The sequence below is a fragment of the Streptomyces sp. NPDC085524 genome (assembly GCF_044541755.1).
In the GTDB taxonomy this organism is placed as follows: domain Bacteria; phylum Actinomycetota; class Actinomycetes; order Streptomycetales; family Streptomycetaceae; genus Streptomyces.
Genome location: NZ_JBITTH010000010.1, coordinates 79,961 through 103,771 on the forward strand (window position 1 = coordinate 79,961; position 23,811 = coordinate 103,771).

Below are 23,811 nucleotides of genomic sequence, written 5' to 3' on the forward strand. Positions count from 1 at the left end.
GGGGAGTCAGGAGGTGCGCCATGGACCCGGTTGCGGCGCTGGACCGGATCGCCTTCCTGCTGGAGCGCGCACAGGCCCCCGCCTACCGGGTACGGGCCTTCCGCACGGCGGCGGCCGCGCTCGGCCGGATGGACGGCCGGGAGGTGGCCGAACGCGCCGGGTCGGGCTCCCTGGAGCAGGTCAAGGGCATCGGCCCCAAGACGGCCCAGGTCGTGCGCGAGGCGCTCGCCGGGGAGGTGCCGGCCTATCTCCGGAACCTGGAGGACGAGGCGGCGGCGCTCCCGCAGGCTCCGCCGGCCACGCCCGCCGCCACCGCCCTGCGCGCGGCGCTGCGCGGCGACTGCCACGTGCATTCGGACTGGTCGGACGGAGGGAGCCCGATCGAGGCGATGGGGCGGGCCGCCGGCGCGCTCGGCCACGAGTGGGCCGTCCTCACCGACCACTCGCCCCGCCTGACGATCGCCCGGGGGCTCTCCCCGGAGCGGCTGCGCGAGCAGCTGGGGGTGGTGGCCGCGCTCAACGAGACGTGGGCTCCGTTCCGGCTGCTCACGGGCATCGAGTGCGACATCCTCGACGACGGGTCGCTGGACCAGGAGCCGGAGCTGCTGGACCGGCTGGACCTGGTGGTCGGCTCGGTGCACTCGAAGCTGCGGATGGACGCCGCCGCGATGACCCGCCGCATGGTGGCGGCGGTACGCAATCCGCTGATGGACGTCCTGGGCCACTGCACGGGGCGGCTGGTGACGGGGCGGACCCGGCCGGAGTCGCGGTTCGACGCCGAGGCCGTGTTCGCGGCGTGCGCGGAGGCGGGTACCGCCGTGGAGATCAACAGCCGCCCCGAGCGGCTGGACCCGCCGAGGCGGCTGCTGCGGCTCGCCGTGGCGGCCGGGACCTTCTTCGCGATCGACACGGACGCGCACGCCCCGGGCCAGCTGGACTGGCAGCTGCTGGGGTGCGAGCGGGCCGTCGAGTGCGCGGTCCCCGCCGGGCGGGTGGTCAACACCTGGTCCGCGGACCGGCTGCTGGAGTGGACCCGCACCCGGCAGGCGCCGTGACGGCGTGCGGCCTCACGGCATGAGGGCCAGGAGCTGCCTGGTGTGGCCGGGCAGCTCCGATTCCGCGAGGCCCGTGAGGAGGTCCCGCAGCGGGAGGGGGCAGTCGACGAGGACCGTGGCTTTGGACAGGAGCAAGGTGGGCACCTGCGTGTCGAGTTCGGCCTCGCTCAGGACGGGGCCGGCGAGTGCGCACAGGGCCTCGCCCTGCGCGCGGATCCGGTGACGGAGCCCCGCGCCGCCGCCGGCGAGCGCGATGACGCGCTCGAGCGTCCAGAGGTCCTGCGCCACCCGGTTGTCGTACGGGGCGACGGCACCGGAGGCGGCCGAGCAGACGGCGGTGATGGTGGCGGCGCCGATCAGGGTCACATGGGCCAGGATCTGGTCGGCGTTCCACTCGCCGGGCGCCGGGGCGGGACGCGCGGGCCCCGATTCCGCGACCGTTGCGGCGGCGTCCAGCAGCGCGCGGTAGGCGTCCCGCAGCGGGGTGGTGTCCTGCATGACTGCTCCTTTCCGATCAGGGTGGCGGCGGCGTCAGGCGTGCGGCCCCGACATCTCCCACGGCGCCTGCGGAAGGACGTCGCCGGTCTCCAGCAGCGACTTGAGGTTCGCCAGCACGGCGGGCCATCCGCGCGAGATGCCGCCGAGCATCTCCTGGTCGGGGAGGTTCTCGTGGGTCACGGTGAGGCGGACGATGTCCTCGTGCGGTTCGACGAGGAAGGTGACGACCGAAGGCTCCCGCGCCGGTTCGGCATCGGGGCGGTCCTCGAAGGTGACGACCAGACGCGTCGGGGGCTCCGACGCGACCACCCGGCCGACGACGTCGACGGCCCCCGATCCGTCGACGCGCCGGTGCTCCCACGCCGAACCGGGCTGCCAGTCGGAGACGTTGGCGTGTCCCCAGTAGCGCGCCGTCAGGTCCGCGTCGGTCAGGGCCTGCCACACCTGCCGGGCGCTCGCACGGATGTAGGTGACGTAGACGTAGGTCGGCACGGTCGTGCTTCCACTGGTCATGGCGTACTCCTCTGCCTGGTTCCTGATGGCGCTGAGCGCTTGCAGACGCGGCTTGTCGAAGCCTGAGATCCAGCGCTCCTCGATCTCGTGGATCGGCGCGGGATTGAGGTAGTGCAGCCGTTCCCGGCCGCGCCGGACGACGGTCACGAGGCCGGCCTGCCCGAGGACGTCGAGATGCTGCGTCACCGACTGGCGCGCCATGCCCAGCTGCTCGCACAGCTCGCGCAGCGTCTGGCCGTTCTGCCGGCGCAGACGGTCGAGGAGGACTCTTCGGGTGGGGTCGGCCAGCGCTTTGAAGACCGAGTCCACTTCTCTCGCTTCGAGGCTCACGGCTCCATTATGCAGGTAATCACCTGCATAATGTCAACGGCGCCCCTGCACCCTCACCGCCCCGCCACGGGGACCACGTGAAGCGGCACCCCGCGCCTCGGGGCGCCGGGTGCCGCTTCGTACCGGGTCGGCCGCGGGTCAGGCCGAGCTCTCCTGGCCCTTGCGGAGCGCCAGGCCCGCGAGGACGGCTCCGGCCGCCGCGCACAGGACCGCCGCGACACCCGCCCAGGCGACGGAGCCTCCCACCGCTCCGTCCAGCGGGTCGAAGCCCGCCGCGCCCCCCGCCACGTGCAGGGTGACGACGCCGAGCGCGGCCACCGCCCCCGCCCGCCACACCGCGGCGGTGTCCCGGAGCGCCAGCAGCGCGCCGAGGCCGAGGCAGACCGCGGTGACCAGCAGCGGCAGGTACCGCTCGGGCGGCGCGGACTGCAGTGCCGTCAGGTCCGCGGGCAGGTGGAGCACCCCGCTCACCAGCAGGGCGACCGCCACGGGCCAGCGCAGTACGTGCCGCAGCACCTGGCCCCCGCCGCCGGCCGGGACCGGGACGGGCGCGGGGGCCGCCGCGGGGGCCGCCGCGGGGGCGGTGCGCCGGGGCCGCTCCTCGTACGGGGCGTCGTAGAGCTCGGAGTAGCCGGGATCGTACGGCTCCTCGTACGGCTCCTCCGGGACCGCCGCAGGAGGCTCCGGCTCGGCCGCCACCGCGGGGCGCTCCTGCTCCGCGGCGCGGTTCCCCTCGTGGCCGAGGATGGTCGCCAGCAGGGCGACGTCCTCGATCGGGCGCCCCACCGCTGCGGCGCGCAGGGTGATGTCGGCCTCGACGGTCTCGTGCGGGGGCTCGCCGAGGAGGGCGACCATCCGCTGTACGTCCTGCACGGGCCGGGTCACGGCGGCCGTGCGCAGTGCCTCGTGTCCGGCATCGGGGAGGCGGCCGTCCTCCTTGAGGAGGCTCACGAGGGCGGTGACCTCCTCGAGCGGGCGGCAGGTGACAGCCGTCTCCAGCAGCGTGCGTATCGGCCGGGCGTCCGGCGCTTCCGGCGCGTCGGGCGCCGGCGTGGTCTCGGGGGGCCCGGGGCGGTCGTCGTGGTCCGTCGCCGCGAGGGTGATGGGGTCATTCATGGAAAGCTCCGTTCGCCGACGCGCGGGTCTACACATCGCGCGGCGGTCATCGTGCGTCATGGGAAGCGCACGCTTTGTTACATTTACGGTCGAATCCGCTCGCTGCGCCATTCGGGGCGGGCAAACGGGGGCCCGCCCGGCCCCCACGGGGAAAGGGCGTCAGCCGTGCCCGACTCGAGTGCCCCCGCCCGGCGGTGGCGCGCTCCGCTCCTGGCCCTCGTGGTGCCCGTCGTCCTGCTCCTGGCCGGCGCCGCGCCCCCGCCCTCGCCCCAGCCCCCGGCCGGGCCGCTGCTGGTGGAGACCGACCGGGGCGCGGTACGCGGGCGGGCGCACGACGGGTACCGGACCTTCGAGGGGATCCCCTACGCCGCTCCCCCGACGGGCGCGCTGCGCTGGCGGCCGCCGCAGCCGGCTCCCCGCTGGAGCGGCGTGCGCGATGCCGGGGCCGCCGGAGCCCGGTGCGTGCAGCTGCCGGCCATCGGGCCGGGCGGGCCGAGCGGTTCGGAGGACTGCCTGTTCCTCAACGTCACGGCGCCGGCGCCGGGCACCCTCCGGGGCGGCAGTCCGCACCGGCTGCCCGTCATGGTGTGGTTCCACGGCGGCGGGTTCGTCAACGGCGCGGGCGACCTCTACCGGCCGGAGCGGCTCGTCGTCCGGGGCGGCGTGGTGGTCGTGACGGTCAATTACCGGCTGGGTGTCTTCGGGCTGTTCGGCCACCCGGAGCTCGGCGGGGCCCCGGCGCTCGCCCTCGCGGACCAGCAGGCGGCGCTGCGCTGGGTGCGGGCCAACGCGGCGCGCTTCGGGGCGGATCCGCACGCCGTCACCGTGTTCGGCGAATCGGCGGGCGCCCTCAGCGTGTGCGCCCATCTCGTGTCCCCCGCCTCGACGGGCCTCTTCCACAAGGCGATCGTGCAGAGCGGCTCGTGTTCGACGACGATCCCCGCGCAGTCGCTGCTGCCGGGCCTCGGCACGTACGAGCCCTTCGTCCCCGAGACGCGGACCGTCGCGGACGGGGCCCGGGCGGCCCGCAGGCTCGGGTGCGACGGGCCGGCGGGCGGAGTGCTGGACTGCCTGCGCCGACTGGACGCCCGTACCCTCGCGGACCCCGAGCTGATGCAGCGGTTCTCGCTCGTTCCCTACGGCAACGGCCTGCTGCCGGTGGAGCCGCGGCGGGCCCTGGAGACCGGGCGGTTCCACCGGGTGCCGGTGATGCAGGGCACCACCCTCGACGAGATGCGGATCTTCGTCGCCCAGACCCTCGCGGCGTATCCGGTCGCCGACGGGGCCGCCTACCGGGCCCGGCTGGAGCGGTCCTTCGGCTCCGCGACCGCGCAGGCCGTGGAGGCGGCCTATCCGGTGTCGGGCCACCCGACGCCGGCGCTGGTCTGGGCCGCGGTGCTGTCCGACGCCTCGTTCACCTGTCCGGCGCTGCGGGACAGCGGGGCGCTGGCCCGGCACGTGCCGACGTACGGCTACCGGTTCGCCGACCGGGACGCCCCGGACTTCACGGGGCTGCCGGCGCCGGCCGGGTTCCCGTCCGGGGCCTCGCACGGCTTCGAACTGCCCTACCTGTTCACGCTGGCTCCGCTGGCGGGGGCGCAGCGGGAGCTGGCGGACCGGATGACCGGGTACTGGGCGGCGTTCGCCCGGACCGGGAGCCCGGGCACGGGCGCGGACCCGGGCGGCGTGCGGTGGCCGCGGTTCCGGGGGCCGGACTCGGTGCTGTCGTTGGCTCCGGGCGCGGAGGGCATCCGTACCGTGGACGCGCGGGCCGAGCACCATTGCGCGCTGTGGGACGCGCGGTGGCCCGGCCCCGGGACCGGGGCTACCAGGGCTCGGTGACGACGACCCCGTCGCTCGTGCGGAGCACCAGAGTGCCGTGGTCCCCGTACACCTCGCGCCGCCAGGAGGAGAACAGCTCGGCGATCCGCCGTGCGACGTCCCCGCGGCCCTTGCCCACCTCTCGGGTGCTGAAGAGGATGTCCGCCTCGCCGACGGTGCGGACCTTGCGGACGCGGGTCTGCTTGACGACGAACTCGTCCGGTTCGCTGTGGTGCCCGGCCGTGTAGCCGGTGAAGTCCCGGGTCATGTCGAACCAGTCCGCCGGGCCGCAGGGGCCGCCGCCGTTGCCGGTCTCGGTGGTGGTGTCGGTGCCGCTCCCGGTGTCGCCGTCGGTGGGCGGGCCGGCGGGAGCGCCGGTGTCCTCGTCGGTCGGCGGGCCGGCAGGGGCGCCGGTGTCCTCGTCCGTCGGCGGGCCCGCGGGGGCACCGGTGTCCTCGTCCGTCGGCGGGCCGGCAGGGGCACCGGTGTCCTCGTCCGTCGGCGGGCCGGCAGGGGCACCGGTGTCCTCGTCCGTCGGCGGGCCCGCGTAGCCGCCCGTCTGCTCCTCCGTCGGTACGTCGAGCGCGCACTTCTCCGGTGTCAGGCTGGGAACCGGTGCGGGGCCCGCGGCCTGTCCCGCCCGTCCGGTCCCGCAAGCCGCCAGCACGGCGCACAGGAGCCCCGCCGCCAGGGCCCGGCCCGTCGTCTTCCTCTGCTTCATGGTCTTCCCCCTCCGCTCCCAAGAGGGGAAAACACCGGCCCCGGTTCCCGGGCGTACGGTTCGGGTATGACCGTTCCCGCTGATCGCCCGCTCCTCTACCTTGACGTCGACGGACCGCTCATCCCGTTCGGGGCCGGCCCGTACCCGCAGGGGGACGACGCCAACCCCCTGCTCGCCAGGGTCGATCCCACGGTCGGGCCCCGGCTCGCGGCCCTGGAGTGCGAGCTGGTGTGGGCCACGACCTGGATGCACGAGGCCAACGAGTGCCTCGCGCCCCGGCTCGGCCTGCCGCCGCTGCCCGTGGTGGAGTGGCCCGAGCCCTCCGACGGGGACGGGCCCGGTGGACCGAGCCGGGTCCACTGGAAGACCCCCGCCCTCGTCGGGCACGCGGCCGGGCGCCCCTTCGTCTGGGTCGACGACGAGATCACCGCCGCCGACCGCGCCTGGGTGGCCGCCCACCACCCCGGCCGCGCCCTCCTGCACCGCGTCGATCCCGGCCGGGGCCTGACCGGCGCGGACTTCGGAGCGCTGCGCGCCTGGCTGCTCAGCGCGTAGCCGCCCAGGAGGCTCCGATCAGCAGGCGTTCCGCCGCCGCGAGGTGGGTGGCCGCGGCCAGCCAGGCCCGGGCGTAGCCGTCTGCCGAGGGGTCCGCGAGCCGGCCGAAGGCGTCGCGGGGGCGCCGGTCGGCCTCGGTGGCGAGGGCCGTGGCCAGATCGGCGGCCGCGGTGAGGCCGGCCCGCCGCAGCGGGCCGTACGCGGCCAGGGGCCCGTCGGCCCGGGCGGCCTCGGCGACGGCGCGGCGGCCGCCCGCGACCCCGGTCTCCAGCAGGCGGCGCGTCCGCCACAACGGGGAGTCGGAGAGCGGGTCCGGGAGTACGGGGATGGTCCCGGGAGCGGGGGCGGGGGCGGGGGCGGTCGTGGTGGACGGGTGCGGGAAGTGGGCGCCCTGGAGCCGGTCGTAGCCGAGGTCGGCGCGGCCCAGCCATTCCTCGGGCAGCCGCAGGGTGTACTGCGCGGCGGGCACGGGGCCGACGGCGAGCGGGCGCAGGGTGGCCGCGCGGTCCAGGTCCGGGCGTCCGAGCACGCGGAGCGCGAGGCCGGGGTACGAGGCCAGCCGGCGCAGGTTCTCGGCGTGCGGCAGCTCGGGGTGGGGGTGCGCGGGCAGCAGCCGCAGCAGCGGCGCGTCCTCGCCCGTCTCGCGGACCAGGAGGTGGTCCCCCGCCGCGCCGACCACCGTGACGTCGCAGCCGAGCAGTGCGGGCCCCGGCCCCTCGGACCCGCCGGACTCCTGCCCTTCGGCCAGGAGTCCGGCGACGGCCTCCGCGGCCGGCCGGGCGAAGAGCGCGGCGGCGGGTCCCTCGGTCCAGGGCGTGCCGGGCAGCGGGGTCGCCCTGACCCCGCGTCCGGCACCGAGGCGGCCTTCCGGGGACACGGTCGCACCGACGATGCGCAGGCCGCCGCGGGCGAGTCCGGCGTGGTCGAGGGAGCCGCCGCCGAGGGCCACGGAGGCGGCCCCCGCGCCGCGGGCGCGGGCGAGGCCTCCGGGGCGTACGTCGGCGATCGAGTAGGGGGCGCCGTCCGGGGCGATCAGGTGGGTGACCACTCCCCCGTATCCGGTGGCGGAAACGACGGGTTCCCGGCACAGCCCGTACACCTGGAGGCTGCCGCCGGGGGTGTAGGCACGGCGGGTAGTGCCGGTCAGCGCGGGACCCCCGGAGCCGGCGGCCAGCAGCGCGGTGGTGTACAGGAGCGTGCGGAAGGCCCCGGTGAGGTCGGTGAGCCGCTGGCCCGCCGTGCGCTCGCGGGCCGCGCGCAGTCCGCGTACGACCCGCAGGGCGGCGGCCTCGGCGCCGGGCAGTCCGGCGAGGCGGGCGGTGTGCGCGGCACGCAGCAACTCGGCCTGGACCACGGCGCCCCCGGCCGTCACCCCGGCGGCGAGCGCCTCGGCTGCGGCCTGCCAGAGCGCGCCGGCGGCGCCGGTCTGGGCCGCGGTGAGGGGCTTCGCGGGCGCGGGGGGCTCGGGAGCCTCACGGGGATCCGTGACCTGAGGGAGCCCGGCGGGCCCGGGCGCCCGAGCGCCGCTCGGCGTTCCAGAAGGCTCGGGCGCCACGGGGGCGGCCCCGTCGGCCCGGACGGACCCGGCAGCCTGAGGCGACCCTGCGGGCGGCACCGGTTCCGCGGCCTGACCGGCCTCGGCGGTCGCCACGGCCTGTGCGCCGTGTGGAGCCCGGAGCGGGTCGGGAGCGTCCCCGGCTCCTGGGGCCTGGGCCTCGGGGGCCGGTGCGGACTGCGGGGCTTCCCCGGACGGGTCGGGGTCCGAGGGGGCGTCCGCCAGCGGGGCCGCGCCCAGGACCGCGGTGCGGTGCAGGCAGCGGGGCGCCAGCAGGCAGCTGCACACGGCCTGTTCGGCGCGGGTGACCGTGCCGTCCTGACCGGGGTTCAGGATGACCAGGGCGTCCTCGCCGAAGCGGACGGTGATGCTGCCGTCCGCCTCCCGGGTGGCGCCCGCGCCGCAGCTCTCGATGGCGGCGTCCAGCTTCTTGCGCAGCCGCGCGGTGAGGCCCTCGACGGCTTCGGCTAGCACCTCGGGGGCGACGGCGGGCAGTTCGGTGCTCAACTGGCTTCTCCACGGAGGCGGTCCCCCACCCAGCGGGCGAGGGCGAGGGGGCTGAGGGCGGCCACCGGCATGCCGGCCGCGACGAGTTGCCGGGCGACCGGGACGCTGTAGCGCGGCGAGCCGGCGTCGTCGAGCGCGGCGCAGCCCAGCAGGTGGGCGCCGGAGGCGGCCAGCGCGCGGACCTCTCCGAGGAGTCCGCCGATCGGGGCGCCCTCCTCGAAGTCGCTGACCACCACGACGAGGGTGCGGCTCGGGACGGTGATCAGGGAGCGGGCGTGGGCGAGCCCGGCGGCGATGTGCGTGCCGCCGCCGACGCGGACCTCCAGCAGCAGCGAGAGCGGGTCGTCCACCCGGTCGGTGAGGTCCACCACCTGGGTGGAGAAGGCGAGGAAGTGCGTGGACAGGGTCGGTACGCCGCCCAGTACGGCCGCGGTGAGCGCCGACCAGACGACGGAGGCCTCCATGGAGCCGGACACGTCGACGACGAGGATCAGCCGCCAGTCGGCCTCGCGGCTCGCCCGGGTGCTGAACACGGGCCGCTCGGGGACCACGACCACGCTGCCGTCCTCGCGGCGGGTGGTGTGCGCCAGGTTGGCGCGCAGGGTGCGGGCCAGGTCGAGGGTGCCGCCGGGGCGGCGGGTGGGGCGCGGGGTCGCGAGGCCGGAGAGGGCCGGCCGCAGCCGGGTCGCCAGTTCCCGGGCGAGTTCGTCCACGAGCCGCCGCACCAGGGGGCGCAGGCGGGCCAGTTGGGCTTCCGGCATCCCGCCGGCGAGGGAGAGCACGGAGCTCAGGAGCTCCACCGAGGGCCGTACGGACGCCGGGTCGAGCTGGGCGAGTACGTCGGTGCGGCCCGCTTCGGCGGCCCCGGCGAGCACCTCTTCCCGTACGTCGGCGCCGAAGAGGGACTCCAGTTCCTCGGACCACTCCCGGGCCGTGGGGAACGAGGCCTCCTGGCCTCCGCCCCGGCCTGCGCCGCCGGGGACGTCGGCGCCTTCGCCGCGTCCGGCGCCGTACAGCTCGTCCAGGGCGTGGGCGTAGCGGCGGGCGTCGGCGGGCAGGCGGTCGCGTTCACGGCCGAGCAGCAGCCGCCAGCGGTCGGCGGGGGCCAGCCGGGCGGGCCGTTGCGGGGGCCGGGCGGCGGCGTCATGCGCGCCCTGCGGTGTCTCCGGGGCCTGCGGTGTCGCGGCGGGCTCCGCCCCGGGCGCCTGCGGCAGTGCCCGGACCGCGTCGAGTCCGGCCGCATCGGCCGCCGCCCAGAGGGCCAGGAGGGCGGGCGGGGCGTCGAGGCCGAGGTCGATCCGGTCGCCGAGGCGTTCGGTGACGGTGTCCAGGAGCCGGTCGCGGGCGGCCGGCGACAGGGCGTCGAAGCCGCCGCGGAGGGCGGGGAGGCGGTCGAGGAAGAGGTCGTCGTCGAGGTGCTCGACGCGGTCGAGGAGCGGGGTGAGGGCGGCCGGGGAGGCCTGGAGCAGTGGCCCGGCGGCGGTGAGGAGTCCGCCGAGCCGGCGGGTCAGGGCGCGTCGGCTGTCGGGGCCGGCCGCGCCGTCGATCCATCCGGCGGCGCGGGAGCCGAGCAGGGCGGCCGGGTCGAGGTCGAGGAGGACCCGTACGGCCAGGGCCGCGCCCTGCATCAGCGGGGAGGCCGTGGCGGCCAGGGCGGCCAGCGCCTCGTCCGTACGCAGGCCCAGGTGGTGGGCGGCGGCCCGGTCGGCGAGGGCCACGAGGGCCGCCGCGTCGGCGGGGTCCTCGCTGCCGGCGAGACCCGGCAGAGCCCGTACGGCCGCTTCGAGGAGGTCGGCGGTGAGGGCGCTCGCGGTGGCCCGGGACCCGGCGGAGGTGCCGGGGAGGTGACCGCGGTGGAGTGCCTCCAGGAGGTCGAGGGCGTCGAGGAGTTCGGGCAGGGTGGCGGTCTGCGGCAGGGCGGTGGCCGCCTCGTGCAGCCGTACGTCGACCAGCGCGGGCAGGTCGCACCGCGCGGCGGCGCCCAGCCCGGCGAGGATCTGCGCCGGGGTCGGCCCGCCGTCGGCGGCGGCCCGGCGGGCCGTGTCGCGGAGGGTCCCGGCGGCGGCCTGCTCGGCGGTGACCCCGCGCACCCCCGCGAGGTCGAGGCGGGCCGGGACGGAAGGCGTCCAGGACAGCCGCCACTTGGTGCCGAGGGCGGTGCCGTCGCCGGTGGCGGCCACGGGTGCGGGCTCGCCGTAGGAGGCGCCGCAGACGAGGAGCCGCTGCAGCAGCACCTCGCGGCGGGCGTCGAGGGGCGAGCGGAGCGGGTCGAGGCGGAGCTCCCGGGGTGCGGGGTCGTCGGGGCCGGGCAGCCGCAGCTCCGCCAGCTCGGCCTCGACGGCGGGGCCGAGGCCGGAGCGCGGGGCGTGCGGGGTGACCCGGCCGCGGGCGGTGCCGACGAGGACGGTCTCCAGGGCGCGGGCCAGCGCCCGCCCCCGGCCGAGGGGTTCGCCCTGGCCGAGCACGGTGGTGACGGCCTCCAGGACCTCGCCCCGGCCGGGCGCGGGGAGTCCGCGCAGGACGGCCAGGTCGCAGGCGAGGCGCAGGGTCTCGGCGGCCTCGCCGGTACCGGCGGTGTGCCCGGCGCGGCGCAGCTCCCGGCAGAGCCGGACGACGGCCGCGGAGGCCGCCTCGCGCACCAGGCCCGGATCCCCTCCGGCCTCGAGGACGGCCTGCTGCCAGAGCGGGTCCCGGATCCCGGCGGGGTACCCGGAGCGGGAGTCGAGCAGGTCGAAGGAGTACGCCACGAGCGAGGTCACGGTCTCCGCCGGGGCGCCCGCCGCTGTGGCGTGACCGGAATCGCGCGTGCCGCCGGCCGCCCCGGACCCGGCGGGCGGTTCGCCGCCGCTCCGGGGACCGGGCACGTGCCCGTCGGCCAGGTCGCCGGAACCGTCCAGGGCCCGGGCGGGGGCCGGGCCGGACGCGGAGCCGTTCCGGGCGCGGGCCGCCACGCCTTCGGAGGCAGCGCCGGGCTCCGAGCCGCCGGGGGGATTCCCTTCGGCCCCCGCGGCCGGTCGCGGGCCCGACGCCGGGCCGGCCCCGGGCCCGGCTGCGCGAGCACCGGCCGCGTCCATGGACGTGCCCGCCCCGCGGGAGGACGAGGCTGCGGAGGCGCGGCCCGTGCCGGACGAGGCGCCCGCCCCGGCCTCGGCAGCCGGCTCCTGCCCCACTGCCGTGTCCGTGCCGGGCTCGGGGGCACGGATCGCGGCCACGTCGCAGGACGTGCCGCGGGTGCCGTCCTCGGTCCGCGCCTGCGGAAGCGGGTCCGGGGGCAGCAGGGCCGGGGCGTGGAAGGCGCCGATCACGGCGGCCACCCGGTGGCCCGCGGCCAGGGCGCCCTCGATCACCTCGCGCATGTGCGCCTCACGGGCCAGGTCCGTCGGCTCGACGGCCGCGGTGTCCGCGCGCAGCGCCCAGCCGACGCCGAGCGCGGCGCGCCGTACGGCTTCCGGGGCACAGCCGGGTGCGAGCACCTCGACGGCCCGGTCCCACATGTCCTCCCCGTCCCGCCCGGTCCCGGCGGCGGCGAGCCCGTCCGCGAAGCGACTCGCGCGCCGGGAGCCCGTCGCCGAGGGCTCCGGGTCCGGGCCCGGCACCGGGGCCGGGGCGGCCGGGGCCGGCACGCCCCGGGCCGGAACCGGCGGGGCCGGGTCGCGGGGGGTCCAGGCGGCGGCCCCCAGGGGGAGGTCGCAGCACAGGACCGTGGCGCCGCTCGACGCGGCCCAGCGGACGGCCGCCAGTTCCGGGGAGAAGTCCGCGAACGGGTAGAACGCGAGGCGGCCGTCCCCCGAGGTGCCCGCCAGGGCGATCGGGGACACGGTCTCCGGGTCTGCCAGGTGGGCCAGCCACGGCTGGAAGTCCGCCGGGAGTTCCACGCACACCACGTCCGCGCCGGAGGCGTCGAGCAGCGCCGGCACCACCGCCGCCAGCGCGGGGCTGTGGTGGCGGACGCCGAGGAGGTAGGGCGTGCGGGAGGCCGCCAGGGCGTCCAGCGCCGCCTTCGGGTGAGCCGTCACCGCAGGCTCCTGCGCAGGTCCCACAGGCGGCGCCACATCGCCGAGCCGTCCTCGGCCCGGCGGCGGACCGGGCCGTCCCAGTAGCCGAGGAGGCGGGCGTGGTCGGCGGGGTCGTCCTTGCGGACCACGCCGAGCAGGTGCCCCGGCAGCAGGTCGAGCACGTCCCCGCCCGGCAGGTACGCCGCCGAGACCCCCAGCGAGGCCGCGACCTGCACGGCTTCGGCGGTGGACATGACCGTGCCGGGGCGTTCCACGTCCCAGCCCTCCGCGGAGCGTCCGGCCCGCAGGTCCCGGAAGACGGTGACGAGCGCGTCGAGCACGGCGTCGTCGACGCCGAAGGGGGCTCCGGCCCGCTGGACGGCGGCGACGGCCTGGCGGCGGATCAGGGTGGCCTCCGCGTCCGCGTCGGCGATCGGTGCGACGGTCTCGAAGTTGAACCGCCGCTTGAGGGCGGCGGACATCTCGCTGACGCCGCGGTCGCGCAGGTTGGCGGTGGCGATGACCGTGAACCCGGGGGCCGCGCTGACCACGGCGTCCTCGGTGGCGGTCAGTTCGGGCACGCTGATCCGCCGGTCGGACAGGATCGACACGAGCGCGTCCTGCACCTCGGGCAGGCAGCGGGTGATCTCCTCGACGCGGACCACCCGGCCGGTCCGCATCGCGGCGAGCACCGGCGAGTCGACGAGGGCCCCCGCGCTCGGCCCCTGGGCCAGCAGCAGTGCGTAGTTCCAGCCGTAGCGGAAGGCGTCCTCGGTGGTGCCGGCGGTGCCCTGGACGGTGAGCGCGCTCGTCCCGCAGACGGCGGCGGCCAGCAGCTCGGACAGCATCGACTTGGCGGTGCCGGGCTCGCCGGTGAGCAGCAGGCCGCGCTCTCCGGCGAGGGTGACCACGCACCGTTCGACCAGGGCGCGTTCGCCGACGAACTTGGGGGCGATGGCCATCTTGGTGCCGCCGCCCGGCAGGGCGAGCTCGGTTCCGTCGCTGCCGCACACGAAGGTGACGACGGCGCGCGGGGTCAGGGCCCAGCCGGGCGGGCGGGGGCCCGTGTCCTGGGCGGCGAGGAAGGCCAGTTCGGCGGCGTGGCGCTCCTCGGCCGGGAGTACCTGGCGGGCGGGCGCCGCGGCGGCCTGATCGGTGACGGTCATGGGGTTCCTTGACAGGGAGGGAGGGAGAGAGGGAGGTGGCGCGGCGCGCCCCGCGCAGGGGGCGCGCCGCGGGTGTCAGCGGCGGCGGGCGCGGGTGCGCTTGACCTTGAGTTCCTCGAAGCGGGGTACGTCGCCCTCGCAGACCCGCTGCCAGGCCCGGCGGTACAGGTCCGCCACCGGCTGCGCGGGCACCATCTGCCCGACCGCGGCCGCCTCGTACATCGGGAGCTTCCACTGCTCCACCGGCAGCACCGGGGAGCTCTGCTCCGACCATGCGCCGGGCAGGAAGAGGGAGCGTCCCGCCCTGCTCCGGGCGGCCTCCACCACCAGGTCGGTGGCGGCGAGTTCGGCGCGGGCCGCCTTGAGGCGGGCGGGCTTCCAACCGGTCCAGCGGGCGGTGTTGCGGTCCGTCGGGTCGGGCATGGCGAGCAGCATCAGGTACAGGGCGGCCGCGTCCGCGCCGAGGCCGTGGGCGGCTGCCGCCCCGGCCACCAGGTCGGGCACGGAACGGCTCGGGTCCTGGGGCCACCAGGTTCCGTCGGCGTCGGCGGTGCCCGCCGCCGGGGCGCCCGGGTCGGCGAGCAGCGCGGCGAACGCCGGGTCGTGGACGAGCCTGAGGGCGCTCTCGTTCCGACTGGGCGTCTGGTCGGCGCCGCGCAGCAGCGGCAGGTACGGGTCACGGCCGGTGGAGTCCAGCAGCGTCGGGCGCAGCACGGGCATGGGCCGGTCGTCGTGGGTGGGCAGGATGAGCGCGCCGTAGCGTTCGTAGCCGTCGGTGCCCTCCACGGTCTCGGTGGGGGTGCCGGCCGCCTTCCGGAATTCGGCGATGTCGGTGTAGTACCCGACGAGGAGGAGCAGTTCGGGTGCGGCCAGCCGCTGCCGGAGGGCGGTGAGCACGGGCGGCAGGGCCGCGCGTACCGGGTCGCCGGCGGGCAGCCGGTGGGCCATCCAGGCGGCCAGGGCGAGTGCGCTGGTCAGCACGGTCGTGGTGAAGGGTGCGGCAGCCGGCTCGGACGGCTCGGCGCGGTCGCCCTTGACCTTCCAGGGCACGTCGGCGGAGAGCTCCGGCGAGGCCGCGGGGTCGAGCACCGCGGGCAGGGCGCGGTGCAGGGACCATCCGCCGCGCAGGGCGCGCGCGGCCTCGGTGAGCAGCCAGTCGGGTACGGGCGTACGCCGTCCCACGCGCCGGTTCCACACCTCCGCGGCGGCGGCCGCGTCGGGGCCGTCGCTCCACAGCCGCTCGGGGTCGGCGGGCAGCAGGGCTCCGACCAGCTCGCGCCGGACCTCGGCGTCGAGCTCCCTGAGCTCGTCGCGGGCGCGGTCGGCGTCGGCGGACTTGACGCCGAGATCGGTGCGCAGCGGTGCGGGCAGGAAGTTGTGCTGCCTGTCGTCGATGTGCGGGAGGCCCGCGACGACGAGCTTGGCGAGGGTGCCGGAGACTCCCGTGAGGCGGGCGAACTCCTCGGCTGCCTCCGGCCGGAAGGGCGCCGGGCCGTGGCCGTCGGCGGCGTCGAGGAAGGTCCGCAGCCAGCCCGCGGGCCGCTCGCGGTCGCCCAGCGGCGCCTCGCCGCGCAGGGTGTAGGGGCCGGGTGCGGCGAACCGGCCGGTGGGGTCGTGGAACAGGGCGCCGAACTCGTGCCCGTCGGGGACGGATTGGTTGTGCTCGGTCAGGGCCAGTACGGCGCCGCCGCCGAGCGGGAGCAGGCTGCGGTGGTACACGCTGCGTTCGAAGCCGTCGGGGGTGCGCAGGTGGCGCTGGTCGAGGTGGAGCAGGACACGGCGCCAGTGGCCGGCGGAGCCCGCGGCCGAGTCGAGGCCGAGCCCGTCCACGGCGTCGAGCAGGGAGCGCAGGGCGGCCCGCTGTTCGTCGGTGGCGCTGGAGCCGACGGCTCGGTAGGCGAGGGCGGCGGGCTGGTCGAGCCAGGGCGTCCACGCGAGGTTGGAGTGCTCCAGGGCCGGCAGGTCCCAGTGGAGGCGCCCGGGCACCTCGGGGGCGTCGCTGTCGGCGCGGGCGGCGGCGAGGCCGCGCAGGAGCCGGTGGGCTCCGTCGTGGTCGGGGCCCCAGTAGTAGTGCGAGGTGCCTACGAGGCCGCTCAGGGCCTCGCCGAGCAGGCGGTCGGCGGGCCCGGCCTCCTCCTTCCGGGCCGCGTCCTCGTCCGGGTGGAGCCGGGCGGCGACCGCGTCCAGGGCCTTCTGCTGGGTCAGGGCGAAGCGCAGCACCTCGATGATGCCGCCGAGCAGTTCGGGCGCGGTGACCTTCGGGAAGGCGGCGGCGACCAGGCCGGGCAGGTCGGACGCCTTCTCGACGGCGGCTGCCGACGTGAGCAGCGCGGCGACCGTGTCCCGGTCCGCGGCCCGCAGGGCGGTGGAGCCCTCGGGGTCGCGGGGGCGCAGGGCGTACCAGAAGGGCAGCGGGGGGAGGTCGACGCTGCCGGTGGCGAAGCCCTCGTTGCGGTGGTCTCCGTTGGTCAGCGCGGTGACGACGCCGTCGGGGTCGGTGATGCTGAGTTCGCGCCAGCGGTGCGTGAGGGCACGCGGCCGGTCGGCGCCGGGGAAGGCGAGGGCGGCGACGGGCATGTTGCCGTCCTCGGGCGTGCGGACGGTGCGGCCGGCGGTGTCGGTGCCGAACCAGCCCTCGTCCTTGACGCGGACGGCGCACCAGCCGAGGAGGCCGTCGGCGGGTTCCCCGAGGGCCGAGCCCACGACGGTGGGCGCGGGCCGCAGCCAGGCGGAGCGGGCGGAGGAGTTGCTGGTCGTGGGGCGGACGGCCAGCGTGTCGGTGAGGAAGGCCGGCTGGGAGTAGCGGCCGTGGGTGCCGTCGACGGGGTTGTACTCGCACCAGGCGGCGCCGCCCTGGTCCTTGTCGCGGGACCGCCACACCCAGTACGAGGTGCCGTCGCACAGCACGGACTGCTCGGCGGGCAGTTCGGTGTCCCCGGCGTGCAGGACGCCGCCGCCGACGGTGCGGCCGCCGCCGGGCAGGGGCAGGCTGATCTCGTCGGAGCGCAGCGACCAGTGGGCGCGGTCCGTCTTCAGGGTGAACACGTTCTGCGGGTCGGTGTGCCAGTAGCCCTGGATGTCGCTGCCCCAGGTGGACCAGAAGACGAGCAGCGCGCCGTCGACGTAGTGGAATCCGTACCGGTAGGAGCCGCCGGTCGGCACGCGCAGGTCGTGGGTGAGCACGGTGGAGTCGGCGTCGATGACGCGGGCCTGGACGCCGTTGGCGACGATGAGGTGGGGCCAGGCCTCGACGACGGTCAGGTTGGTGCGGTGCAGGGCCTTGCGGTCGGCGAGTTCGACGAGCGCCTCCTCGAACGCGGGCCAGACGAACTCCTCGAAGAGGCCTCCGCGCAGGGTCCGGGCGAGGATCGCGCCGAGGTCGGCGGCGGCCGCGTCGGCCACCTCCTCGCGGGCGAGTTCGAGGGCCTCGGCGGGCAGCCAGGTCAGCCGGCTGATCGCCTCGGGCAGCCCGGGCAGGCCGGCGGCCTTGGAGTTGCGGGCGACCTCCTGCATCCATTCCGTGAGCATGGGCCGGCCGCCGGGCGAGGCCGCGAGGCGGCGCATGACGTCGCCGCCGGAGTTGGCGTCGCCGAAGGAGTCCAGGGCGCGGTGGAACGCGGGCCGGAACCGCCCGTCGGCGGCGAGGGCGAGCAGGTCGCGGCGCTGGTCGGCGCGCGCCCAGTCGGCGAGGTTCAGCTGGTCGTGGCGGTAGTACGCGCGGGGCATCACCTCGGGGTCGGCGACCGGGATCCCGAGGGTCAGGACCAGGTCGAGCAGATCGGCGTCCTGGACGCCGATCTGCAGGCCGGTCCCGCGGCCGGGCTCGGCGAGTTCGGTCCGCAGCCGGTCCGCTGCGCGGGTGACGAGGTCGAGGAGGGCGGGCGGGGTGGGGCGCGGGCCCCAGCCGGTGTGGCGGGCGGCGTGGTAGCGCTCCAGCCAGCCGACGGCTCCGTCGGCGCTGCGCTGCTCGGCGGGGAGGCCGGCGTCGACGAGCCCGGCGGTGGCGCCGGACTCCTCCAGGATCGCCAGCCAGAGGTCGGACAGTTCCACGTCGCCGCCGGGCGGCATCAGCCCGAGGAGGGTGCCCCGCACGGCCGGTTCGCGGCGGGCCAGTGCGACGAGCGCGGTGCGGTGGGCCTTCCACCAGCCGGTCGCGGCGCGCAGGGTCGCGGGCAGCGGCAGCAGTTCGGCGAGGTAGTCCTGCTCGGCCTCGGTTCCCTTCTGGCCGGCGGCGCGGGCGAGGCGGCGCAGCTCGGTGGCGGCCTGCGCGGACGGCGGCAGTCCGCCCGCGGTGCGGCGCACGCACAGGCGGCGGAAGCGGTCGTACGCCTCGGCGGGGGTGACGCGCGCGGCCAGGTCCTTGCCGTAGCCGGTGAGCACCTTGACCGGCAGGGCGCCGGCGAGGGCGAATTCGAGGAAGACGGAGTCGAGCCGGTCTTCGTCGACGCCGAGCCCGTGCTGGGCCTCGGCGGTGCGGGCGCGGCCGAACAGCTGGGCGGCGTAGGTGGTGTTCTCGACGGCGAGGAAGATCCGGGCGGCCTGCTCGTAGAAGACGGGCAGGAAGTGCGGGACGGCGGCGGCGAGCCGGCCTGCCAGTTCGTGGCAGGCGTCGAGGGCGGCCTTGGGCTTGGTCTTGGCCTGCGGGGCGATCCGGTCGAGCTCGGGGACGACGGCGAGGGCGTGGTGGCCGTCCTCGGGGTGGTGCACGAGGACCCATTCGGGGAAGCCGAGTGCCTGGCGGCGGCTCAGACCGACGACCGGCGGCTCGGTCTCGCGGGGTACGAGCCCGAGGAAACCGGCGGCCAGGTCCTCGGCCGCGCCCAGTTCGGCGGGGGCGAGCCGGACGACCACGCGGCCGTCGCCGAGGGCGGGGTGGTGGTAGGAGCGCGCGGTGAGGTCGACGGCGGACGGCCCGGCGCCGGGAGTGCCGGGCGGGAGCACCGCGCCGGCCTTGAGCAGCAGTTCTGCCTCGCCCGCGGCGGTGGCGTCGTTGTCCTTCAGGTTCGTGCTCATGCTCCCGTGCCCTCCTCGATCTTGCGCCCGGCGTACAGCGCCGCGGCCATCCGCATGCCTTCGGACCAGGCCACCGGTCCGACGTCCGCCAGGCGCACCGCCCGGCCGTTCTCGTCGTGCCAGCTCAGGGCCCCGGTGGTGGTCTCGTCTTCGTAGTAGGGCTCGCCGATCCACACCGCGGCCTCCGTGCCGGAGCCCGAGTCCCGGACCTTGCAGGTGGCGTAGCCGCCGGAGACCCGGTAGCCGAGGCTCGTGGCCCGGGCGGCGAGGCTGAAGCGGGTGGGGAACTTGCCGCCCGCGTAGTCGCGGACCTCGGTGGCGCCGGCGGTGAGCTCGTCGGGCTTCTGCCACGTGGCCCGGTGGATCTGCTCGACCTGCTGCACGATGCCCAGTTCGGCGGCGAACTCCCGTACGTCGTCCAGGTCGGGCAGGAGCACCGGGTGCGGCAGGGTCACCGTGCGCGGGGAGAGCCGTACGGTCTCGCCGTCCAGGTTGACCACCTTCAGCTCGCCGGAGTCGGTGGCGTCCCGCAGGAAGCCGACCTCGTCCGGGTCCTCGCCGACGATCGCGACGTCACGCAGCGCGCTCTGCCAGGCCTCGTCGGGCCAGACGCGGGCCAGCAGCGCGGTCGGTACCGGGAGCGAGGACACCATCCAGGTGTCGACCTGGGCGACGCAGGCCGCGGCGTGCCGGTCGAGCCATTCGGCGAGCCGGCGCAGCCGGTCCACCTCGGGGTGTTCCTTGAGCGCCTTGGGCAGCGACTTCAACTGCCGTCCCGCCGCCCGGCCGGTGGTGGACCGCGCCGCCACCCGCCCTTCCACGAGGGAGATCTCGTACCCCTCGCCCGCCGCCAGCCATGCCATCAGACCGTGCCCCTCGCTTGCCTGTTCCCAACGGATCCGCGCAGCCCTGACAGGGGGGACGTGGACCCCCCTGAGCTGCGGTATGCCGGGAGACTAGCGAGCGGCACTGACAACGCCCGCCGGAGGGTCCCTGGCTGGTTTTATGTCCGGTTCTGGGTAGTCTTCCGGGGACAGTTGCGGAGCGGAGCCGGCTCGGGGTGGGGTTATGGGACGTCATATAGGTGTGCGCGGTGCGGTGGTGTCGGCCGCGCTGCTCCTGGCGGTGGCCGGCTGTTCCGGTCCGGCGGCGCCCGGTGCCCCGGACGCGAAGCCGTCCGGCGCGGCGTCACAGCCTGCCGCCGACGGGAAGCCCGCAGGCGGTGAGGTCCTGCCCGGAATGGTCGACGTGGCCGTCGCCCGGACCCAGCTGGCGGGGCTCAAGGTGGCGCCGGTGGGCACGATGGCCGGCTACAGCCGGGAGAAGTTCACGCACTGGGCCCAGCAGGGCAACAAGTGCGACACCCGTGAGGTGGTCCTCAAGCGCGACGGCACGGACGTCACGCAGGACGCCGAGTGCCGGGCGGTGTCCGGGACCTGGAAGAGCCTGTACGACGGGGTGGTCGTCACCGACGCCGGGAAGATGGACATCGACCACATGGTCCCGCTCGCGGAGGGCTGGCGCTCCGGCGCCGCGGGCTGGGACGCCGCCCGGCGCAAGGCCTTCGCGAACGACCTGACCCATCCTCAGCTGCTGGCCGTGACGGCCGCCTCGAACCGCTCCAAGGGCGACCAGAGCCCGGACCTGTGGCAGCCGCCGGACAGGTCGAGCTGGTGCCAGTACGGGCGGGCCTGGACCACCGTGAAGTCCACGTACGGGCTGACCGTCACCGAACCGGAGAAGAAGATGCTCACCACGATGCTGGACACCTGCGCCTCATGACGGACGAGCTCCGCTGGCAGGACGACGTGACCGCCGGTCCGGGCGGCGCCATGACCGACGAGGTCGGCGTCGTCACCGGACCGCTCACCCTGCGCACGACGGTCCTCCCCGGGGACCGTGTCCGCTTCGACGTCCAGTACAAGGACGCCGACGAGTGGTACACCCTCACGGGCAGCCCGCGCCCCCACGGCGGCGCCCCGCGGTCCCTGCACGAGGCCGCCCTCACCGCGATCCGCACGGGCCGCGCGGCCCAGGCCCCGGGGACGGCCCCCGCCTGACCGGGAGCGTCCGGAGACCGTGATGACGTCTCACTGGCGCTCCCCGTACATGTCGGCGCGGCTGGGCTTGCCCATGGCCCCGTCCGTGCATCCGGACCAGGACCCGAGCCGGACGGACTCCGGCGCGTCACCACCGCGCGTGCCGGCGCACAGCGCGAGGGCGGTCGGCCCGTCCTTCCCCGGAGCTTCCCGGCCGGCGAACCCTCGTTCAGGAGCCGCGCGTGTTCATCAGCCTTCTCGTACGCCTTGCGCTGATCCGGCTCCTCGCCGCAGCCCGTCAGCAGTACGCCGGCCGCCAGGACGAACATCGTGGCCTTCTTCAGAGGACGGCGATGTCCAGGGGGCGGCTGCCTGCCGGGAGGCGGTGGGTGGTGCCCGTGGCGAGGTCGACCGTCGTGATGCCGTTCCAGTAGCCGTCGCGGGTGTAGCCGCCCGTGACGTACGCGGTGCGGCCGTCGCGGGAGACCGTCACCGCCTCGTGCGGGCCGTCCAGCGGGTACACGCGTTCCGTGCCGTCCGGGGAACGGACCGTCAGCGAGGGGCCCTTGCCCTTGCCGGGTTCGACCGCGCCCGTGCCGACCACCAGGAGGCGGCCGTCGGGGGTGAGCGCGACACCGTGCTGGTGGGTGTCCGCGGTCATCGGCTCGACGGTCGTGCGGCCGGTGCGCGGGTCGACCACCGCGAGCCGCTCGCCCTCGAAGGGGAGCAGCAGCATCCCGTCGGAGGGGCGGACGGCCGTGTAGTGCGGCTTGAGCCAGGAGCCGAGGCCGCCCTCGGTCCCGTAGGGGGCGACCTCGATGCGGCGCGGCCGCATCGAGGCGGTGTCGACCACGGTGACGTCGAAGGAGTCGTGGCCGGTGGCGTAGACCTCGGCGCCGTCGGGCGAGACGTCCACGTCGAAGGGGCGGCGGCCCACCGGTACGGCCCCGGTGACCTCGCGCGTCGCCGTGTCGACGACCTCGAGGACGCCGGTCGTGCCGGGGACGTTGACCCCGACGTAGGCGTGCGCGCCGTCGGGCGACAGGGCGATGCCCATGCCGCCGCCGCGGTATTCGCCGTCGCCGGCCGGGCCGGTGCCGGTGCGGTACGGGATGTTCGCGACCCGGGTCCGGGTGCGGGTGTCGACCACCGCGACGCCCTCGGCCGTGGCCACCCAGGCGCGGCCGTCCGCGCCGACGGCGAGGCCGTACGGGGCCCGGCCCACGGTGACGGAGGCGACCGCGCCGCGCTCCGGGTCGACGAAGGTGACGGTGTCGGCCCCGAAGTCGGCGGTCAGCAGCAGCCCCTGCGGGGTCGGCGCGCCGGCCGGGAGCGCGGACGCCGCGGACGGCGCGGGGGCGGGTGCCGAGGTGGCGGCCTGCGTGCACGCGCCGAGCAGCAGGGCCGCGGCGAGCGCGGCGAGGACCGTTCGGGCGGCACGCGCGCGGCGGTTCACCGGCCGTCCTCGCGCTCCGCTTCGGCCGCGCGCAGGAGGCGGGCCGTGCCGTCGAAGCCGCGGCGGGCGGCGTGCTCGTACGGGGTCACGCCGTCGTGGTCGCCCAGGGCGGGGTCGGCGCCCGCCGCGAGCAGCAGGGCGACGATCTCCTCGTGGCGCGGGCCGCCGTCGCCGAGGATGACCGCCTCCAGCAGGGCGGTCCAGCCGAGCCGGTTGACGTGGTCGACGTCGATGGCGGTCTCTTCGAGCACGGCCCGCACGTACGCGGTGTGGCCGCGTTCGGCGGCGGGGATGAGGGAGATGCCGCCGAAGCGGTTGCGCTGCTCGAGGTCGGGCCCGGCGGGCAGCAGCAGCCGCATCATCCGCACGCTGCCGGTGACGCCCGTGACCAGCCAGGGGCTGTCCTCGCGCGAGTCCGGGGCGTTCGGGTCGGCTCCGGCGGCGATCAGCAGCTCGGCCACGGCGACGTGGTCCCCGAGCGCGGCCAGCAGCAGGGGCGTGCGCAGCTGGTCGTCGCGGGCCTCGACGGCGGCGCCCGCGGCGAGCGCGGCGCCCACCGCCTCCGGGTCGCCGCGCCGGGCGCCGTCGAGGAGCTGTCGGTCGTGCGTGTTCATGGTGTCCCTCTCGGCTCCGGGGCGGGGAGGTTCCGGGAGGGTCCGGTCCGCCCTCCCGCTGCCCCGGTCCATCGTCGCCGGGCGGCAGCCGCGGGCCCGTCGGCCTGCGGGCTGGACTGCGGGATCGTTCGGACGGCCCGGGGGTCAACCGATCGGTTGATGCGGCCGGAGCGGCGTGCGGTCCGCCGGGTCAGGCCTCGTACTCGGTGAGGTCGATGCCGTGGATCTGCAGGAGGTGGTGGTGTTCGGGGTCGGTGGTGTCGCGTTCGTGCGCCATGCCGAGCTTGCGGATGACGTTCTCGGACTCCTCGTTGCCCGCCCGGTTCACGGCGATCACCCGGTCGAGTCCGCGGTCCTGGAGGGCGAACTCCAGCGAGGCCTGGGCGGCCTCGGAGGCGTAGCCCTGCCCCCAGTACTGGCGGCCGAGGCGCCAGGTGATCGCGATCTCCGCGAGGACGTCCGGCGGGCCGTCCGGCACCGTGAGGCCGACGACGCCGATCAGTTCGCCCGAGGCGAGGAGTTCGACGGCGAAGAGCCCGAAGCCCTCCTCGTCCCACTCCTCCTCCATCCGCTCGATCTCCTCGGCGGTCTGGTCCAGGTCGAGCGCGGAGCCGTCGCCGATCCAGCGCATCACCTCCCGGTCGGCGTTGATCTCCGACAGGGGGACGAGGTCGTCGTCGGTCCAGCGGCGGAGGAGGAGTCGGGGGGTGCGGATCTCGGTCATGGCCCCCATCCTGCCCAAGTTCGGCGGGTCGGCGGTAATCGGCCATTGCGGTGGTGCTGCGGATTCGTGGCGGGCCCGTCGGGAGGGTTCCGGCGGCCCGCCCCGGGCCGCCACGGTCAGCGGCCGCGGATCC

17 protein-coding genes are annotated in these 23,811 nt (G+C 76.5%); 5 read left to right on the top strand and 12 right to left on the bottom strand.

The window, feature by feature from the left end; genetic code table 11:
• Window positions 1-20 precede the first annotated feature (20 nt).
• A complete protein-coding gene (locus ACIGFK_RS17310; protein WP_386469271.1) occupies window positions 21-1,055 on the top strand; it encodes a PHP domain-containing protein in 1,035 nt (344 codons plus the stop codon).
• A gap of 12 nt (window positions 1,056-1,067) precedes the next feature.
• Here ACIGFK_RS17310 and ACIGFK_RS17315 read toward each other — a convergent pair whose 3' ends face one another.
• The 3 genes from ACIGFK_RS17315 to ACIGFK_RS17325 form a co-directional block, all read right to left on the bottom strand.
• Complete coding sequence (locus ACIGFK_RS17315) at window positions 1,068-1,553, bottom strand: hypothetical protein (RefSeq protein WP_376658145.1); 486 nt, start codon at window positions 1,551-1,553, stop codon at window positions 1,068-1,070.
• Window positions 1,554-1,586: 33 nt separating this feature from the next.
• Window positions 1,587-2,375: an ArsR/SmtB family transcription factor gene (locus ACIGFK_RS17320; protein ID WP_376658166.1), complete on the bottom strand. Its 789-nt coding sequence runs from the start codon at window positions 2,373-2,375 to the stop codon at window positions 1,587-1,589.
• Window positions 2,376-2,534: 159 nt separating this feature from the next.
• Window positions 2,535-3,512, bottom strand: a complete 978-nt coding sequence (locus ACIGFK_RS17325; RefSeq protein WP_400052446.1) for a hypothetical protein — start codon at window positions 3,510-3,512, stop codon at window positions 2,535-2,537.
• A 165-nt stretch (window positions 3,513-3,677) separates the two neighbouring features.
• Between ACIGFK_RS17325 and ACIGFK_RS17330 the strand changes: the two genes are divergently transcribed.
• On the top strand, window positions 3,678-5,354 hold the full coding sequence (locus ACIGFK_RS17330; protein ID WP_400052448.1) for a carboxylesterase/lipase family protein: 1,677 nt from the start codon (window positions 3,678-3,680) through the stop codon (window positions 5,352-5,354).
• Here the strand turns inward: ACIGFK_RS17330 and ACIGFK_RS17335 are convergent.
• Window positions 5,338-6,054, bottom strand: a complete 717-nt coding sequence (locus ACIGFK_RS17335; RefSeq protein ID WP_400052450.1) for a hypothetical protein — start codon at window positions 6,052-6,054, stop codon at window positions 5,338-5,340. The genes ACIGFK_RS17330 and ACIGFK_RS17335 overlap by 17 nt on opposite strands.
• A 66-nt stretch (window positions 6,055-6,120) precedes the next feature.
• On the opposite strand from ACIGFK_RS17335, the gene ACIGFK_RS17340 reads away from it, so the two are divergent.
• A complete protein-coding gene (locus ACIGFK_RS17340; protein ID WP_376658149.1) occupies window positions 6,121-6,609 on the top strand; it encodes an HAD domain-containing protein in 489 nt (162 codons plus the stop codon).
• Here ACIGFK_RS17340 and ACIGFK_RS17345 read toward each other — a convergent pair.
• The 5 genes from ACIGFK_RS17345 to ACIGFK_RS17365 form a co-directional block, all read right to left on the bottom strand.
• Window positions 6,599-8,671: a hypothetical protein gene (locus ACIGFK_RS17345; protein WP_400052452.1), complete on the bottom strand. Its 2,073-nt coding sequence runs from the start codon at window positions 8,669-8,671 to the stop codon at window positions 6,599-6,601. The genes ACIGFK_RS17340 and ACIGFK_RS17345 overlap by 11 nt on opposite strands.
• On the bottom strand, window positions 8,668-12,687 hold the full coding sequence (locus ACIGFK_RS17350; protein ID WP_400052453.1) for a DUF5682 family protein: 4,020 nt from the start codon (window positions 12,685-12,687) through the stop codon (window positions 8,668-8,670). Before ACIGFK_RS17350 ends, ACIGFK_RS17345 begins: the two co-directional genes overlap by 4 nt.
• Window positions 12,684-13,832, bottom strand: a complete 1,149-nt coding sequence (locus ACIGFK_RS17355; RefSeq protein ID WP_400052455.1) for an AAA family ATPase — start codon at window positions 13,830-13,832, stop codon at window positions 12,684-12,686. Before ACIGFK_RS17355 ends, ACIGFK_RS17350 begins: the two co-directional genes overlap by 4 nt.
• Window positions 13,833-13,907: 75 nt before the next feature.
• Window positions 13,908-18,845: a DNA-binding protein gene (locus ACIGFK_RS17360; protein WP_400052457.1), complete on the bottom strand. Its 4,938-nt coding sequence runs from the start codon at window positions 18,843-18,845 to the stop codon at window positions 13,908-13,910.
• The gene (locus ACIGFK_RS17365; protein WP_376658154.1) at window positions 18,842-19,708 is read right to left on the bottom strand and encodes a DUF4132 domain-containing protein; all 867 of its coding nucleotides are present in this window, start codon (window positions 19,706-19,708) and stop codon (window positions 18,842-18,844) included. The genes ACIGFK_RS17360 and ACIGFK_RS17365 overlap by 4 nt, the downstream gene beginning before the upstream one ends.
• 205 nt (window positions 19,709-19,913) lie before the next feature.
• Between ACIGFK_RS17365 and ACIGFK_RS17370 the strand changes: the two genes are divergently transcribed.
• Window positions 19,914-20,627, top strand: coding sequence for an HNH endonuclease family protein (locus ACIGFK_RS17370; protein ID WP_400052459.1), 714 nt, complete (start codon window positions 19,914-19,916; stop codon window positions 20,625-20,627).
• On the top strand, window positions 20,624-20,905 hold the full coding sequence (locus ACIGFK_RS17375; RefSeq protein ID WP_376658156.1) for a hypothetical protein: 282 nt from the start codon (window positions 20,624-20,626) through the stop codon (window positions 20,903-20,905). The genes ACIGFK_RS17370 and ACIGFK_RS17375 overlap by 4 nt, the downstream gene beginning before the upstream one ends.
• A gap of 319 nt (window positions 20,906-21,224) precedes the next feature.
• On the opposite strand, the gene ACIGFK_RS17380 is transcribed toward ACIGFK_RS17375, so the two are convergent.
• From ACIGFK_RS17380 to ACIGFK_RS17390, 3 genes are all read right to left on the bottom strand, one after another.
• Window positions 21,225-22,340 carry a hypothetical protein gene (locus ACIGFK_RS17380; RefSeq protein ID WP_376658158.1) on the bottom strand — a complete coding sequence of 372 codons (1,116 nt, stop codon included), beginning with the start codon at window positions 22,338-22,340 and terminating at the stop codon, window positions 21,225-21,227.
• On the bottom strand, window positions 22,337-22,954 hold the full coding sequence (locus ACIGFK_RS17385) for an ankyrin repeat domain-containing protein (RefSeq protein ID WP_376658159.1): 618 nt from the start codon (window positions 22,952-22,954) through the stop codon (window positions 22,337-22,339). The genes ACIGFK_RS17380 and ACIGFK_RS17385 overlap by 4 nt, the downstream gene beginning before the upstream one ends.
• 190 nt (window positions 22,955-23,144) lie before the next feature.
• Window positions 23,145-23,678 (bottom strand): GNAT family N-acetyltransferase, encoded by a 534-nt coding sequence (locus ACIGFK_RS17390; RefSeq protein ID WP_376658160.1) that lies wholly within the window; start codon window positions 23,676-23,678, stop codon window positions 23,145-23,147.
• Window positions 23,679-23,811 lie beyond the last annotated feature (133 nt).